The organism is Pantoea sp. X-Soil-YNGN-775, from assembly GCF_059730575.1.
Genome location: NZ_AP035945.1, coordinates 3,042,321 through 3,054,928, shown reverse-complemented (window position 1 = coordinate 3,054,928; position 12,608 = coordinate 3,042,321). Strand labels below are relative to the sequence as shown.

The following is a 12,608-nucleotide window of genomic DNA, read 5'->3' as shown; positions in this document are numbered from 1 at the left end:
GAGAGCGCATGGAATTACGTAAATACCTGCTGCCGGGGCTGATTTCAGTCACTTTGCTCAGCGGTTGTTCGCTGTTTAGCGGCGAAGAAGATGTAGTAAAAATGGCCCCGCTGCCCCAGGTGGAAAATCAGTTCACGCCACAGGAAGTGTGGAGCACCTCGGTGGGAGATGGCGTCGGTGATTTTTACTCCAACCTGCATCCCGCCTGGCAGGACACCACCGTATTTGCGGCCGATCGTTTCGGTATCGTAAAAGCGCTGGACGCCGCCGACGGTAAAGAAAAATGGAAGGTCGATCTCTCTGAGAAAACCGGCTTCTTCTCGAAAAATCGCTCAGCGCTGTTGTCAGGCGGCCTGACGGCGGACGGCGATCGTCTCTATGTCGGCAGCGAGCGCGGTCAGATTTATGCGCTGAACAGCAGCGATGGCAGCCTGGCGTGGCAGACCAAAGTGGCGGGTGAAGCACTCTCTCGTCCGGTGGTCAGCGACGGCCTGGTACTGGTACACACCAGCAACGGTATGTTGCAGGGGCTGGATCAGAGCAGCGGCGCCATCAAGTGGAGCGTCAACCTGGATATGCCCGCGTTGTCACTGCGTGGCGAATCTGCGCCAGCGGTCGCGTTTGGCGGAGCCATCGTCGGTGGCGACAATGGCCGCGTCAGTGCGGTTATCCTGAATCAGGGACAACTGATCTGGCAGCAACGTATTTCTCAGGTCAGCGGCGCGACCGAGATCGATCGTCTGAATGACGTTGATACTACGCCGGTTATCGTCAACGGTGTGGTTTACGCACTGGCCTATAACGGCGATTTGACGGCGCTGGATCTGCGTTCCGGCCAGATTTTGTGGAAACGCGAAATCGGCGGCGTAAAAGATCTGATTGTTGATGCCGGCCGCATCTATCTGGTCGATCAGGATGATCGGGTGATTGCGCTTAATGCCGATGGTGGCGTGGCAATCTGGCGCCAGAGCGATCTGCTGCACCGTAATCTGACCTCACCGGTGCTCTACAACGGCTACCTGGTGGTCGGCGATAGCGAAGGCTACCTGCACTGGCTGAACACCACCGATGGTCGCTTCGTCGCGCAGCAGAAACTGGACAGCTCCGGCTTCCAGACCGAACCGGTGGTCGCCAGCGATAAGCTGCTGATCCAGTCGAAAGATGGCGAGGTTTATGCGATTACCCGCTAACGGGTAAACGTCTGGCAGGTGAAATCCTCCGTTCTGACGGCTCCTGATTTAATCAGGGGCCGTTTCGTTTTTAGTCAGGCATGGTATTCTTTGCGCCTTCAGCCTGAACTTAACGGCCAGAGCCGTTATAATCACGCCATTCGGGCGATTAATTATTTATTGAGGCATTGTTATGGTACCTGTGGTCGCGCTGGTTGGGCGTCCCAATGTGGGAAAATCTACGCTATTTAACCGTTTAACCCGCACTCGTGATGCGCTGGTAGCGGATTTTCCTGGACTGACTCGCGATCGCAAATATGGTCGCGCCGAAGTGGAAGGGCGCGAATTTATTGTTATCGATACCGGTGGTATCGACGGCACCGAAGAGGGTGTTGAAACGCGGATGGCCGAGCAGTCACTGCTGGCGATTGAAGAAGCGGATGTGGTGCTGTTTATGGTCGATGCGCGCGCCGGAATGATGGCCGCCGATCAGCAAATCGCTAAACACCTGCGCTCACGTCAGAAAGCCACTTTCCTGGTGGCGAATAAAACCGACGGACTCGATCCCGATCAGGCAGTAGTGGATTTCTATTCCCTGGGCCTCGGCGAGATCCATGCCATTGCGGCGTCGCATGGTCGTGGTGTTACCAGCCTGATCGAAACGGCCCTGCTGCCGTGGATCGACAAGGTTGAGCCGGTCGAACTCACTGAAGAAGAAGAGAACCAGGCTTACTGGAATGCGCTTGACGCCGAACAGACTGCTGAGCAGGAAGCCGCAGAGGAAGAAGAAAACTTCGACCCGACCGGTTTGCCAATCAAGCTGGCGATTGTCGGTCGTCCTAACGTAGGTAAGTCAACGCTTACTAACCGTATTCTCGGCGAAGATCGCGTGGTGGTCTACGACATGCCGGGCACCACCCGCGACAGCATCTATATTCCGATGGAACGTGATGGACGCGAGTATGTGCTGATCGACACCGCAGGTGTGCGCAAGCGTGCCAAAATTTCTGACACCGTAGAGAAATTCTCGGTGATCAAAACGCTGCAGGCGATTGAAGATGCCAACGTCGTGATGCTGGTGATCGATGCGCGTGCCGGTATTTCCGATCAGGATCTTTCACTGCTGGGCTTCATCCTCAACAGCGGCCGCTCGCTGGTTATTGTGGTCAACAAGTGGGATGGCCTGTCGCAGGAAATCCGTGATGAAGTGAAAGAGACGCTGGACTACCGTCTGGGCTTTATCGATTTCGCCCGCATCCACTTTATCTCTGCGCTGCACGGCAGTGGTGTCGGCAACCTGTTTGAATCGGTCACCGAAGCCTATGACTGTTCAACCAAACGTGTGAACACCTCAATGCTGACCCGTATCATGAACATGGCGGCCGAAGATCATCAGCCACCATTGGTTCGCGGTCGTCGCGTTAAGCTGAAGTATGCGCATGCCGGGGGTTATAACCCGCCGATCGTGGTGATCCACGGTAACCAGGTTAAAGACCTGCCGGACTCATACAAACGCTACCTGATGAACTACTTCCGTAAATCACTGAACGTCATGGGAACGCCGATTCGTATCCAGTTCAAAGAGGGTGAGAACCCGTACGAAGGTAAGCGCAACCTGCTGACGCCAACCCAGCAGCGTAAGCGTAAGCGTCTGATGGCGCATATGAAGAAAAATAAGCGTTAAGCGAAAGAGGGCCGGAAGGCCCTCTTTTTTTGTCCTGATAGTGAGCAAGAGGCTAATCATGACCATCATCTGTGAAAACTGTCAGCAGCCGCTGCAGCTCAGCGACGGCGAATTTATCTGTCACGGTTGTGGCGCACACACGCCGGCGCAGGCGTGCTGCCCGGATTGCCATCAGCCGCTGGAACGGCTTTCTGCCTGTGGCGTAGTGAACTACTTTTGTCACCATGGACACGGCCTGATCTCGAAAAAGCGGGTCGAATTTCAGCCACAGCGCTAACTACGCGGCAGCAATCCGGCGGATGCCCCCGGCATTCACTACAATTGTTTGTAGCAAAAATGCTATTGCAGCGTAACAACCGGGTTATAGATGTTCACTCTGTAATGTACCAGGTGGTACAATCCTGCCGCGTCGTGGGGATGGGCCAGCCACACCAGGTCTTTTCCGGTCCGGATCTCTCCATGGACGCGGGTCTGTTTATATTTGATTTGAAACAGTGCGGCACTCCGCATGTCCCTTTGACAAGGTTGCGCAGTTCAGGCGGCAACCGGCGTGGACGCTCTGTTTATTCAGGAGAGTTAGTGTTATGGCTGAAACATCGTCCCGCTCCGCTAAGGGGCTGGGAATAGTATCCGTGCTGCTCGGGCTGGTGCTACTGGCTACCGGCCTGTTCTTCGCGATAGGCGGCGGCAAACTGGTTGCCCTCGGCGGCAGTTGGTACTTCCTGATTGCCGGTATCGTTACCGTTTTATCAGCAATTCAGTTCTTCCGTCGCAAATCATCGGCGGTGGTACTGTTCCTGCTGATGTTTGTCGGCACCCTGATCTGGTCGCTGTTTGATGCTGGCATCGAGTTCTGGCCGCTGGTTTCGCGCCTGATGGTGCCTACCGGCCTGATGATCGTCGCCTTCCTGCTCTGGCCTGCGCTGCGTAAGCGTGAAGGCAAAAGCTCGCTGGCTAAGCCCGCTTATGGGCTTTCTGCGCTGCTGGCAGTCGGCATGGTAGTGACTTTCGTACAGATGTTTCAGCCTCATCCTACCGTTGCGTTTTCCGGCGAAGAGCTGCCGCTGATTCCGGTGGATAAAGCGAAACAGCAGAAAGACTGGGATAACTATGGCAACACCCCGCAGGGCAGCCGCTTTGTGGCGCTGGATCAAATCACTCGTGATAACGTGAAAGATCTGCAGGTCGCCTGGACCTTCCGGACCGGCGATATCCCGGACAGCCCAACCGGCAACGGCGCGGAAGATCAGCAAACCCCATTACAGGTCGGCAATACCCTTTATCTCTGCACCCCGCACAACAATGTTATTGCGGTCGAAGCAGACAGCGGTAAGCAGATCTGGAAACGCGAAATCAATGCCCAGGCGGAAGTCTGGCCGCGCTGCCGTGGTCTGGCTTATTTCGATGCCACTAAACCGCTGCAGCAGCCCACTCAGCCAGGCTCGACGCCGGTTCCGGCCGTCACGCTGCCAGCCGGTGACAGCTGTCAGCGCCGCATCCTGATGAACACCATCGATGCACGTCTGATTGCCATCAACGCTGACAACGGTGAGTTCTGTGAGAGCTTTGGTAATCACGGTATCGTTGACCTGAAAGCCGGTCTCGGCCAGGCGCCCGATCCGCAGTATCAGCTGACGTCGGCACCGACGCTGGCAGGCACCACCGTGGTAGTGGGCGGCCGTGTTGCTGACAACGTCCAGACCGATATGCCGGGTGGCGTATTGCGTGGTTTTGATGTCGTCACCGGTCAGATGCGCTGGGCGTTTGACCCGGGTAATGTCGATCCGAATGCGGTGTTAATGCCGGGCAAAGAGTACGCCCGCAGTACACCGAACTCGTGGGCACCGATGTCCTACGATCCGGCGATGAACACCGTGTTTATCCCGATGGGCAGCTCATCTGTCGATCTGTGGGGTGCGAACCGCACCGAACTGGATCACAAATATGGCGCATCCGTGCTGGCGCTGGATGCCACCACCGGTAAAGAGAAGTGGGTTTATCAGACCGTACATAACGATCTGTGGGACTTCGACCTGCCGATGCAGCCAAGCCTGATCGATTTCCCGCTGAAGGATGGCACCACTAAACCAGCGGTGGTGATTGGCGGTAAAACCGGCATGATCTTCGTGCTCGATCGCATGACCGGCAAGCCACTGACCAAAGTCGAAGAGCTGCCGATGCCGCAGGGACATATCCCGAACGAGCAGTACACCAAAACCCAGCCTCATTCGACCGGTATGCCGCAGATTGGCAACCAGACGCTGAAAGAGTCTGACATGTGGGGTGCTACGCCGTTTGATCAGCTGGCCTGCCGTATTGGCTTCAAATCGATGCGTTATAATGGCCTGTTCACCGTACCGGACACCGATAAGTCGCTGAGCTTCCCGGGTTCGCTGGGCGGGATGAACTGGGGCAGCATGTCGACCGATCCGAACAATCATCTGCTGTTCGTCAATGACATGCGTCTTGGCCTGTGGGTACAGATGATCCCGGCTGACACCAATAAGATTTCACGTGGCAGCAACGGCGGTGAAGCGATCAACACCGGTATGGGCGCGGTGCCGCTGAAAGGCACACCGTATGCGGTAAACAAAAACCGCTTTATGTCACCGCTGGGCATTCCTTGCCAGAAGCCACCGTTTGGTACGCTGTCGGCGATTGACATGAAAACGCAGAAAATCGTCTGGCAGGTGCCGGTCGGAACCGTGCAGGATACCGGACCTTTCGGCATCAAAATGCGCATGAAAATGCCGGTTGGTATGCCAACGCTGGGCGGTACGCTGGCAACCCAGGGTGGCCTGGTGTTCATCGCCGGTACTCAGGATTACTACCTGCGCGCCTTTGATGCTTCAACCGGTAAAGAAGTATGGAAAGCACGTCTGCCGGTTGGCAGCCAGGGCGGCCCGATGAGCTACGTTTCGCCGAAAACCGGCAAACAGTACATCCTCATCTCCGCTGGTGGTGCGCGTCAGTCACCAGACCGCGGTGATTACGTTATTGCTTACGCGCTGCCAGACAGCAAGTAAGTTCACCAGTGAAAAGGGCCGACATTGTCGGCCTTTTTTTTGCTTATTCACCATCACGCCACAGCGCCTGCAATTCTGGCGGCGCCACCTGTTCCGGAATCAACAGCACAATGGTGCCGACCTCGCGGTGGGTCGCATACTGAATCTGAATGCGAAAATAGCGTTGATCGCCACGTCCCACCTCAGGTGCTTTCTCTTCCGGTTCGCCCAGCGGCATCGCCTGCTCAAGCGCACGACAGACCCGCTGCTTTTCCGGCGGCGGCAGTTCACCCAGCGAAAAACGGCGTTCAGCACGCAGGCCCGGCATAAAAGCGAGGCCTCCTTCACGCGCCACGATGATGATGGCGTCATCGGTGAGTTCGGGCAGATCACTCATAGCACACCGACCTCTTTCCACGCCTGCTCAATCGCGCTGGCAACGGAGCGGTTAAAGCGTTTTTCGCCATGCTGAACGGTAAAGCGGGCAAAGGTTTTAAAATCGGCATCCTGCGGCAGTTCGTCATCGCACAGGGTGTCATACCAGGCGTGACCCGCCAGTTCCCACGCATAGCCGCCCAGCGCTTTCGCCGCCAGATAGAAGGCGCGGTTAGGAATACCGGAGTTGAGGTGCACGCCGCCGTTATCTTCGCGGGTCTGAACGTAATTATCCATGTGCGCCGGCTGCGGATCTTTGCCCAGCATCGGGTCGTCATAGGCGGTGCCGGGGGCAGACATCGACCGCAGCCCTTTGCCATTGATACCGCTGGCCAGCAGACCTTCACCGATGATCCAGTCAGCCTGATCGGCACTCTGTTTTTTACTGAACTGTTTGACCAGCGAGCCAAACACATCGGAGAGTGACTCGTTCAGCGCACCCGCCTGCTCAAAGTAGATCAGACCGGCTTCATTCTCGGTCACGCCGTGCGTCAGTTCGTGCGCCACCACGTCGATCGCAATGGTAAAACGATTAAAAATCTCGCCGTCACCATCACCGAATACCATCTGCTGACCGTTCCAGAAGGCGTTCTGGTATTTATCGCCGTAGTGGACCGTCCCGAGCAGTTTCAGCCCCTGGTTATCCAGCGAGTTGCGCTGATAGGCCTGCCAGAAAAAGTCATAGGTGGTGCCGAGATAATCCCAGGCTTCGCCAGCGGCGACATCGCCGGTTTCCGGCTGGCCTTCCTGACGAATCAGCTTACCGGGCAGGGTTTGCTGATTTTGCGCATCATAAATTTCGCGATCCACATGGCCGCCCGCTGCCGTTTTCGCCACGGTCGGCTTTTGCCAGTGTTCAGCCATCAGATGCTGTACATGAGTCAGGGTGCGTCGCGCCTGTTCCTGCTGGTGGCCGGAGCCGTGCGCGATAATTTTGCGGAGGATATAGGGAGGAATAACGCTAAAGGCCATATGAAACTCCTTGGCAACAGGGATGTGCCAAAAAGTATAGACCGGTCAGTAAAGATACACCTCGTCGATGCCTTAACCGGCAACACCATACCCGGTGAGCTGCCGGTCTGAAACCAGCAGGGCGATCAGGAAGCGGCTTTGCGGCGACGCTTTTTCTCCGGCAACAGCTGGGTCACCTGGCTCTCAACCCAGCCATCATCCAGACGGGTGCGCAGCAGATCGCCATTCTGCAGCTGCTGGGTTTTTTTCACTACCTGACCTGCGGTATCGGTGGTGACGCTGAAGCCGCGCGCCAGGGTCGCTAACGGACTGACGCCTTCCAGCTGCGCCACCCGCTGGCCGAACTGCTGCTTATTGGCACTTAGCTGTTTCTGCATACTCTGCTGCAGACGATAGTGCCAGCTTTGCAGCTGCTTCTGCGCTTCAAACAGACGCTGCTGCGGCTGCTGTGCCGTCAGCCGGTGCGTCAGGCGATCCTGCTGCCGGCTGGCGTGGCGCAAGCCGGTTTCCATCGCGTCAGTCAGTCGCTGCTGCAGGCGGAACAGGGCGGTCTGCTGGCGGGCGAGTCGTAACTGAGGATGCTGCTGTTGCAGACGGTGCTCCAGCCGGCTGTAGAGCCGCTGCTGGCGCGCCAGATAGTAGTCCATCGCCATCTCCAGCCGCTGTTGCTGCGACTGCAGCTGACGCAGCAGCTCAAGCTGATTACGGCTGACGATCTCGGCGGCGGCCGAGGGCGTAGGCGCGCGCAAATCTGCCACAAAATCGGCAATCGTGACGTCAGTTTCATGGCCGACGGCGCTGACTATCGGAATACGGCTGGCAAAAATCGCCCGCGCGACCCGTTCGTCGTTAAAGCTCCACAAATCTTCCAGTGAGCCGCCGCCACGGCCGACAATCAATACGTCGCACTCATTGCGCAGGTTAGCGATCTCAATCGCCCGGACGATTGCGGCAGGCGCATCAACGCCCTGAACCGGCGTGGGATAGATCACTACCGGCAAGGAGGGATCGCGGCGATGCAGCACCCGCAGCACATCGTGCAGCGCCGCGCCGGTTGATGAGGTGATCACCCCCACCTGGCGCGCCGGATCGGGTAGCGGTTGCTTATGCTGCGGTTCGAACAGGCCTTCGGTCGCCAGCCGCGCTTTCAGCAGTTCAAACTGCTGCTGCAGCAGTCCTTCACCGGCCGGATGCATACTTTCGATAATCAGCTGATAGTCGCCGCGCGGCTCATACAGCGTGATGTTGGCGCGAACCAGCACCTGCTGACCATGCTGCGGACGAAAGGTGACGCGACGGTTGCTGTTGCGGAACATGGCGCAGCGCACCTGGGCACCGTCATCCTTCAGGGTGAAGTACCAGTGACCGGAAGCGGGTTGGGTGAAGTTGGAGATCTCGGCGCTCAGCCAGACCAGGCCCATCTCTTTTTCCAGCAGCTGACGCACTGTGGTGTTAAGACGGCTGACGGTAAAAATATTGGCGACGGGTGGCAGCGACATGTGACGAAGATCAAATTCCAAATCAGTAGGTTAATTCATCGATACTACAGGGCTGATAGCGCGGATCAAGCGTTTTTCTGAAATAATGCTGGAGGCAATCGGTTACGGCCTGTATAATGCCGCGGCAATATTTTATCTATTCTCATTCACCCGAGGTGGAGTATTGCCATGTTAAGAATCGCTAAAGAAGCACTCACTTTCGACGACGTTTTGCTCGTTCCTGCACACTCCACCGTCCTGCCGAATACGGCCGATCTCAGCACTCAGCTGACCAAAAACATCCGTTTAAATATTCCGATGCTCTCCGCTGCAATGGACACCGTGACCGAAGCGGGTCTGGCGATTGCGCTGGCGCAGGAAGGTGGTCTTGGCTTCATTCACAAAAACATGTCAATTGAACGCCAGGCGGACGAAGTGCGCAAGGTGAAGAAACATGAAAGCGGCGTGGTGACTGAGCCACAAACCGTGCTGCCAACTACACCGCTGGCCGACGTGAAAGCGCTAACCGAGCGTAACGGTTTTGCCGGTTACCCGGTAGTAAACCGCGACAACGAACTGGTCGGCATCATTACCGGTCGTGACGTTCGCTTTGTTACTGACCTCTCCCAGCCGGTATCTGCGGTGATGACCCCGAAAGATCGTCTGGTGACGGTGAAAGAGGGTGAAGCGCGCGACGTAGTGCTGCACAAAATGCACGAAAAGCGCGTTGAAAAAGCACTGGTGGTGGATGACAGCTTCCATCTGCTGGGCATGATCACCGTAAAAGATTTCCAGAAAGCCGAACGTAAACCTAACGCCTGTAAAGATGCGCAGGGCCGTCTGCGTGTCGGTGCCGCCGTGGGTGCCGGTGCCGGTAACGAAGAGCGTATCGATGCGCTGGTTGCGGCTGGTGTTGACGTGCTGCTGATTGACTCCTCGCACGGCCATTCCGAAGGCGTGCTGTCACGTATTCGTGAAACCCGCGCCAAATATCCTGACCTTGAAATCGTTGGCGGCAACGTGGCGACCGGTGCTGGCGCACTGGCGCTGGTAGACGCGGGCGTCAGCGCCGTGAAAGTCGGTATCGGCCCGGGCTCCATCTGTACTACCCGTATCGTCACCGGCGTCGGCGTGCCGCAGATTACCGCCGTTTCTGATGCGGTAGCTGCACTGGAAGGCACCGGTATTCCGGTCATCGCCGATGGCGGTATCCGCTTCTCTGGCGACATCGCTAAAGCAATTGCTGCGGGTGCATCCTGCGTGATGGTTGGTTCTATGCTGGCCGGAACCGAAGAATCGCCGGGCGAAATCGAACTCTATCAGGGCCGTTCGTTCAAATCTTATCGCGGCATGGGTTCACTGGGCGCGATGTCGAAAGGCTCATCTGATCGTTACTTCCAGACTGATAACGCCGCCGACAAACTGGTGCCGGAAGGCATCGAAGGCCGCGTGGCCTATAAAGGCCGCCTGAAAGAGATCGTACACCAGCAGATGGGCGGACTGCGCTCCTGTATGGGCCTGACCGGCTGCCCGACCATTGATGACCTGCGCACCAAAGCGGAATTTGTCCGCATCAGCGGTGCCGGCATCAACGAAAGCCATGTCCACGATGTGACCATTACCAAAGAGTCACCGAACTACCGCATGGGATCGTAATCCCGTAAGATTTCCCGCCCGGCTTCAGCCGGGCGCTTTTATTTATCAAGTCACCGTTCTGGAAACCCCTCAATGACGACGGAAAATATCCATAAGCATCGCATTCTGATTCTCGATTTCGGCTCTCAATATACTCAGCTGGTGGCACGTCGCGTGCGCGAACTGGGTGTCTACTGTGAACTCTGGGCATGGGACGTGACCGAAGAGCAGATTCGCCAGTTCAATCCGAGCGGCATCATCCTCTCTGGCGGTCCGGAAAGCACCACCGAGCTGAACAGCCCGCGTGCGCCTGAATATGTCTTCAGCGCTGGTGTGCCGGTGCTGGGCGTCTGCTACGGCATGCAGACCATGGCGATGCAGTTGGGCGGTAAAGTCTCCGGTTCCAGCGAGCGTGAGTTCGGTTATGCGCAGGTTGAAGTGACCACCCCAAGCGCGCTGGTACGCGGTATTGAAGACGCGATCAGCGCCGCCGGTAAACCGCTGCTGGATGTCTGGATGAGCCACGGCGACAAAGTGACCGCCATTCCGGCTGACTTCGTCACCGTTGCCAGCACCGAAACCTGTCCGTTTGCCATCATGGCCAACGAAGAGAAGCGTTTCTACGGCGTGCAGTTCCACCCGGAAGTGACCCATACCCGTCAGGGGCTGCGGATGCTTGAGCGTTTCATTATCGATATCTGTGAATGTGAAGCACTGTGGACGCCGGCTAAGATCATTGAAGATGCGGTTGAGCGCCTGCGTGAGCAAGTCGGCAATGACAAGGTCATCCTTGGCCTGTCCGGCGGCGTTGACTCCTCTGTGACCGCGATGCTGCTGCACCGCGCCATCGGCGATCGTCTGACCTGCGTATTCGTGGATAACGGTCTGCTGCGCCTGAACGAAGCGCAACAGGTGATGGACATGTTTGGCGACCACTTTGGTCTCAACATCATCCATGTGCCGGCTGAGATGCGCTTCCTGGATGCACTGGCGGGTATTGATGAACCAGAAGCTAAGCGTAAAACCATCGGTCGCGTCTTTGTGGAAGTCTTTGACGAAGAAGCGCTGAAACTGCAGGACGTTAAGTGGCTGGCACAGGGCACTATCTATCCGGACGTGATTGAATCGGCCGCCTCTGCCACCGGTAAAGCGCACGTCATCAAATCGCATCATAACGTCGGTGGCCTGCCGAAAGAGATGAAGATGGGACTGGTTGAGCCGCTGAAAGAGCTGTTCAAAGATGAAGTGCGCAAGATCGGTCTGGAGCTGGGCCTGCCGTACGATATGCTTTATCGCCATCCGTTCCCGGGCCCAGGTCTGGGCGTGCGCGTGCTGGGCGAAGTGAAGAAAGAATATTGCGACCTGCTGCGCCGTGCCGATGCGATCTTCATTGAAGAACTGCACAAAGCCGATCTTTACAACAAGGTCAGCCAGGCCTTCACCGTCTTCCTGCCGGTACGTTCGGTCGGTGTGATGGGCGATGGCCGCAAATATGACTGGGTGGTTTCACTGCGTGCAGTGGAAACCATTGACTTCATGACTGCACACTGGGCGCACCTGCCGTATGAATTCCTCGGCCGCGTCTCTAACCGCATCATCAATGAAGTCAACGGCATCTCCCGCGTGGTGTATGACATCAGCGGCAAGCCACCGGCGACCATCGAGTGGGAATGATTTCGCGTCTGGCAACAGCCGGCACGGTTAAGCAGTAAAGCCCCTCTAAGCCCGCGTAACTGCGGGCTTTTTTGTTTTTGTGTCTGGCACTTTCTGGCAGCGGTTAGCAACGGGAAGCACGGTTTTTTCAATGACATTCAGGAGCAACGCTCTAACGTTAATGACCGTAATGACCGTAATGACCGTAATGACCTTATTAAATTTTTCTTTTCAGCCAGCCGGGTGATTGCTCACAAAAACCTTTGCCGGTAGCACGGATTATATCCTTCCTTCGCACTACGATTCCGATACGACTAATGAGTCGCGCTACGTTAAACCGGCTTTTGGCGCTGACTTATCATTTGGCATAGAAACAAGGGTAGGCGTCGCCTGAGTTTGCATAAAGAACTCCGTAATTAAGAATGCGCTAAATAAAGGATTGTTACCTATCCTCTGTTTTCATCGCTGGTGGCTCAATTACGTTATTTCACTCTTGTATTGAGATAATTATCAAGTGTGAGCTATGCCGCAAAATTACGCTTAGATATTGATTTTGCTTTATCACAGAGATTAGGTA

At 56.3% G+C, this 12,608-nt stretch carries 9 protein-coding genes; 6 read left to right on the top strand and 3 right to left on the bottom strand.

Going from position 1 to position 12,608, the window contains the following annotated elements; translation table 11 throughout:
• Positions 1 to 8: 8 nt before the first annotated feature.
• The 4 genes from bamB to AC6I8I_RS14175 all read left to right on the top strand — a co-directional run bounded on the left by bamB (position 9) and on the right by AC6I8I_RS14175 (position 5,879).
• A complete protein-coding gene (gene bamB / locus AC6I8I_RS14190) occupies positions 9 to 1,190 on the top strand; it encodes an outer membrane protein assembly factor BamB (protein ID WP_031376481.1) in 1,182 nt (393 codons plus the stop codon).
• Positions 1,191 to 1,362: 172 nt separating this feature from the next.
• Complete coding sequence (gene der / locus AC6I8I_RS14185) at positions 1,363 to 2,853, top strand: ribosome biogenesis GTPase Der (RefSeq protein WP_312055087.1); 1,491 nt, start codon at positions 1,363 to 1,365, stop codon at positions 2,851 to 2,853.
• Positions 2,854 to 2,911: 58 nt separating this feature from the next.
• On the top strand, positions 2,912 to 3,130 hold the full coding sequence (locus AC6I8I_RS14180; RefSeq protein ID WP_497827988.1) for a zinc ribbon domain-containing protein: 219 nt from the start codon (positions 2,912 to 2,914) through the stop codon (positions 3,128 to 3,130).
• 307 nt (positions 3,131 to 3,437) lie between these two features.
• Complete coding sequence (locus tag AC6I8I_RS14175; RefSeq protein WP_312055083.1) at positions 3,438 to 5,879, top strand: glucose/quinate/shikimate family membrane-bound PQQ-dependent dehydrogenase; 2,442 nt, start codon at positions 3,438 to 3,440, stop codon at positions 5,877 to 5,879.
• Between the two features lie 43 nt (positions 5,880 to 5,922).
• Here the strand turns inward: AC6I8I_RS14175 and AC6I8I_RS14170 are convergent, their stop codons facing one another.
• The 3 genes from AC6I8I_RS14170 to xseA form a co-directional block, all read right to left on the bottom strand.
• The gene (locus AC6I8I_RS14170) at positions 5,923 to 6,255 is read right to left on the bottom strand and encodes a protealysin inhibitor emfourin (RefSeq protein WP_312055082.1); all 333 of its coding nucleotides are present in this window, start codon (positions 6,253 to 6,255) and stop codon (positions 5,923 to 5,925) included.
• Entirely contained in the window at positions 6,252 to 7,265 is a 1,014-nt protein-coding gene (locus AC6I8I_RS14165; RefSeq protein WP_312055081.1) for a M4 family metallopeptidase, read from the bottom strand. Before AC6I8I_RS14165 ends, AC6I8I_RS14170 begins: the two co-directional genes overlap by 4 nt.
• A gap of 125 nt (positions 7,266 to 7,390) precedes the next feature.
• Complete coding sequence (gene xseA, locus AC6I8I_RS14160) at positions 7,391 to 8,764, bottom strand: exodeoxyribonuclease VII large subunit (protein ID WP_312055079.1); 1,374 nt, start codon at positions 8,762 to 8,764, stop codon at positions 7,391 to 7,393.
• A gap of 168 nt (positions 8,765 to 8,932) precedes the next feature.
• On the opposite strand from xseA, the gene guaB reads away from it, so the two are divergent.
• Positions 8,933 to 10,399, top strand: a complete 1,467-nt coding sequence (guaB, locus tag AC6I8I_RS14155; RefSeq protein WP_312055077.1) for an IMP dehydrogenase — start codon at positions 8,933 to 8,935, stop codon at positions 10,397 to 10,399.
• Positions 10,400 to 10,471: 72 nt separating this feature from the next.
• On the top strand, positions 10,472 to 12,052 hold the full coding sequence (guaA, locus tag AC6I8I_RS14150; protein WP_069728709.1) for a glutamine-hydrolyzing GMP synthase: 1,581 nt from the start codon (positions 10,472 to 10,474) through the stop codon (positions 12,050 to 12,052).
• The last annotated feature ends 556 nt before the right edge of the window (positions 12,053 to 12,608 follow it).

What these genes read in the sequence shown, in the direction of transcription:
- bamB (WP_031376481.1), top strand. Translation starts at nt 9, where the DNA reads ATGGAATTACGTAAATACCTGCTGCCGGGGCTGATTTCAGTCACTTTG.
- der (WP_312055087.1), top strand. Translation starts at nt 1,363, where the DNA reads ATGGTACCTGTGGTCGCGCTGGTTGGGCGTCCCAATGTGGGAAAATCT.
- AC6I8I_RS14180 (WP_497827988.1), top strand. Translation starts at nt 2,912, where the DNA reads ATGACCATCATCTGTGAAAACTGTCAGCAGCCGCTGCAGCTCAGCGAC.
- AC6I8I_RS14175 (WP_312055083.1), top strand. Translation starts at nt 3,438, where the DNA reads ATGGCTGAAACATCGTCCCGCTCCGCTAAGGGGCTGGGAATAGTATCC.
- AC6I8I_RS14170 (WP_312055082.1), bottom strand. Translation starts at nt 6,255, where the DNA reads ATGAGTGATCTGCCCGAACTCACCGATGACGCCATCATCATCGTGGCG.
- AC6I8I_RS14165 (WP_312055081.1), bottom strand. Translation starts at nt 7,265, where the DNA reads ATGGCCTTTAGCGTTATTCCTCCCTATATCCTCCGCAAAATTATCGCG.
- xseA (WP_312055079.1), bottom strand. Translation starts at nt 8,764, where the DNA reads ATGTCGCTGCCACCCGTCGCCAATATTTTTACCGTCAGCCGTCTTAAC.
- guaB (WP_312055077.1), top strand. Translation starts at nt 8,933, where the DNA reads ATGTTAAGAATCGCTAAAGAAGCACTCACTTTCGACGACGTTTTGCTC.
- guaA (WP_069728709.1), top strand. Translation starts at nt 10,472, where the DNA reads ATGACGACGGAAAATATCCATAAGCATCGCATTCTGATTCTCGATTTC.